Source organism: Caldivirga sp. UBA161 (assembly GCF_002506515.1).
Taxonomy (GTDB): domain Archaea; phylum Thermoproteota; class Thermoprotei; order Thermoproteales; family Thermocladiaceae; genus Caldivirga.
This window is the reverse complement of the sequence record NZ_DAXS01000053.1, coordinates 58956-61845: the sequence shown is the minus strand read 5'-3', so window position 1 is coordinate 61845 and position 2890 is coordinate 58956. Positions and strand designations below refer to the sequence as shown.

The 2890-nt window shown below is 41.7% G+C and carries 3 protein-coding genes, 1 tRNA gene and 1 pseudogene; 2 read left to right on the top strand and 3 right to left on the bottom strand.

The features are described 5' to 3' along the window. A pseudogene (locus BP896_RS06295) lies at window positions 1–943 on the top strand (hypothetical protein); the annotation flags it as partial. Window positions 944–1088: 145 nt separating this feature from the next. On the opposite strand, the gene BP896_RS06290 reads toward BP896_RS06295, so the two are convergent. Both BP896_RS06290 and BP896_RS06285 read right to left on the bottom strand, forming a co-directional pair. Then, a tRNA-Arg gene (locus tag BP896_RS06290) sits at window positions 1089–1167 on the bottom strand. Between the two features lie 72 nt (window positions 1168–1239). Continuing rightward, window positions 1240–2028, bottom strand: coding sequence for a class I SAM-dependent methyltransferase (locus BP896_RS06285; RefSeq protein WP_291766814.1), 789 nt, complete (start codon window positions 2026–2028; stop codon window positions 1240–1242). Between the two features lie 124 nt (window positions 2029–2152). Here BP896_RS06285 and rpsJ point away from each other — a divergent pair, with 124 nt between their 5' ends. Further along, window positions 2153–2464 carry a 30S ribosomal protein S10 gene (gene rpsJ / locus BP896_RS06280; protein ID WP_291766812.1) on the top strand — a complete coding sequence of 104 codons (312 nt, stop codon included), beginning with the start codon at window positions 2153–2155 and terminating at the stop codon, window positions 2462–2464. Between the two features lie 29 nt (window positions 2465–2493). Here rpsJ and BP896_RS06275 read toward each other — a convergent pair whose 3' ends face one another. Further along, a complete protein-coding gene (locus BP896_RS06275) occupies window positions 2494–2775 on the bottom strand; it encodes an ATP cone domain-containing protein (protein ID WP_291766810.1) in 282 nt (93 codons plus the stop codon). Window positions 2776–2890 lie beyond the last annotated feature (115 nt).

The window sequence follows — 2890 nt, the reverse complement described above, 5'->3', positions numbered from 1 at the left end:
GATTGAGGCCCTTAACCTACATTCAAGGTTTAGGAGGGTAAGTAAGGCAGCAGTAGTGGTGCCTTATTACGTGTTTGCGGATTACGAATTCATATGGTATCGTAATGCGTTAGGCTTCTGGAACTCTATTAAGCCTGCGCTCATGGCGCTCTCCCTAACCTCCTCCCTCGGATTCTCCCCAGTGGCTGTTTATGAGGGGGAGATTTCAAGGGCCTTTAATGAGCAGGTGATAATAATGCCATCAATTATAAATGCCTTAACATCAACATGGAGATTACTTCTATCATATGTTGAGAATGGTGGATTACTCATCACATCACTGGTAAGGGGCTTCAGTGGCCTGAGGGCATACCATGAGGCCCCAACTCAATTATGGAGTGAATTATTCGGCGTTACCCCAGCCTTAAGGGCTGGTAGTGAGGGGATTAAGCTTAGGGATAGGGTTATGGTTAAGGGGCCATTGAGGGGCATTGAGGAGGTGCCGGTGAATATTCCTGGTGAAGTAATCATACACTCCGTTAAGCCTATTGACGCTGAACCACTTGCCTACATTAATAACACTGAAGTGCCAGTACTCCTAAGGGCTAGGAGGGGTAGGGGTTACGCCTACTTATTAACTCTACCAATTGAATTAATCCTAGGCCTACAGGAGGAGGCTCAATGGAGCCTTAGAGACTTATACGAGGCGGTGATTAATAATGCCGGCATTAACATGAATTATAAGTCAAGTGAACCATCAGTTGAGGTACTGCAGTACACTGATGGTGTTGAGGATTTAGTATTTGCAATAAACCATAGTGATAAGCAGGTTGAATCAGTAATCAATATTCCTAAGGGAGGTAATGTAAAGCAGGTGGCTGGTGAAGCTAAACTAGTAACCACCAGTGGTAATAAGGTTACCCTCCTAATGCCGCCTAAATCAGCCATGGCCTTCATTAACTAACTCAGTTACTTCCCTAACATCCACTATTAAAGGGGGCCTATGAATTACCCACTACTCCAATTCTAAGCCTAATTACTGCATTAATTATACGTGAAGATGCATGCCATTAATTTCATGCATATTAATAATGAGGAGTATTGGTTTCTGGCGGGCCCGGTGGGATTTGAACCCACGACCTACGGCTTAGGAGGCCGCCGCTCTAATCCATGCTGAGCTACGGGCCCTATTAAGTTTGCCTGCGTAGGGGTTTATGAATATTTTCCCTCATTGTCTGCCTCAAATAATCATTATTGAGTTTAAACATAGGTGAATACGGCAAGGAGCCTGCCTCCAGGCTTATAAGGTGTTTCCCCAATGTCTGAGTACGCATCAATTAGGTTCCAGCCTGCTCTTAAGGCTAATTCCCTTAATTCATCAATTGAGTATATTCTTAGTGATAGCTGCGTATTAGCAATGAGCCTAAGGGTATACTCATCCTTATCCCTAATGTAGTAGCTCCAATTCACGGTGACGCTCCTTAATGATTGACCCAGCTTAAACCTCTGAATAATTAAGTGATCTCCAATCTCATTAATGATGCTTTTACCCGAATTATTAATGTAGTACTCCTTATCAACAGTATCAATTATTAGTAGTGAGCCTGGCTCCGAAACCTCATGCACTTGTTTAAGTATTGAGAGGTCTGTTTCATAATCATAGTAACCTATTACTGTGGTGAACATGAATAAGGTAACGTTAAAGGGAGCATACTGCCTAGTGATCTTACTTAATTCCCTGGCATCCCCCAGTAGGAAAATAACATTATTAGTAACCCCCTCCCTAGCAGCCCTCCTAGTGGCTTCATTAATGAAGTCTCGTGATATGTCTATGCCGATGACTTTGAAGCCTAATTTAGCTAAAGGTATTGCTATCCTCCCTATCCCACTTCCAACATCCAGTATCCTACATCTACTTAACCCCCTCCTACTTAAGTATTCAGTAAGCTTAACTGCTGTTTCCTCACCTTCCTTTAACATTGCTTCACTGCTTAATACCTTTACGTAAAGATCAGCATTCCTTATGAAGAAGTCATTAACCCACTCCACTGGTTTAGGTTTACTTAAGTTTAATTAAGTTATTCCTTGAATTAATTAGGTGTATTACTCCATGGTGCGGTCTCATGCCTTAGTGCTCGGAAATGTTTTAAAGGGGTTTCCCTATCAGTGGCTTGTGCCTAGGATTGTGAGGATTAGGATTTGGGGAACTAACACTGATTCAGTGGATGGGTTAGCTAAGGATATTACTGGTATAGCTAAGAAGCTTGGGATTAGGGTTAGGGGACCAATACCATTACCCACTAGGCGGCTTACAGTGACTGTGAGGAGGGCTCCAAGTGGCCAAGGTTACCACACTTATGATCACTGGGAAATGAGGATACATAAGAGGATTGTGGACATGGATGCTGATGAGAGGGCTCTTAGGCAATTAATGAGGCTTAGAATACCTGAGGATGTTAAGGTTGAGATAGAGTTAATAAGTTAATTTTAAACTAAGTTAAATACCTAAATTGCCTAGGCCTCAACCTCCTTTTCAGTCGCCCTTCTCTTAACTGCCCTATCGAAAATAATCCAATTCCTATACCACTCTTCATTAGCCTTCCTTAACTCCGTTAATATGGCCTTTGTTAAATCCCTGGCAGACACCTTATCAACATTAATGAAATTACACTCAATCCGCCTAGCTATCTCCCTAGCCTTATCCAAGGGGGCACCAGTTTTAAGTATGCTGACGACAATCTTCTCTATTACGAAAGGTTCTTCTGTTCCATCCCTTTTAACTACCGTACTTACCATAATACTGTTAAACATTACTTAAATATAAATATTTCCCTATAATAATTCATAGTAGTGAGAGTACATAGTGCAATTATTTAAGATATTATATTACACCATAAGTTTAATCTAATCC

Bases quoted from the DNA above. Each gene is read 5' to 3' on its own strand.
- BP896_RS06275 (WP_291766810.1), bottom strand. From the start codon at position 2,775: ATGGTAAGTACGGTAGTTAAAAGGGATGGAACAGAAGAACCTTTCGTA.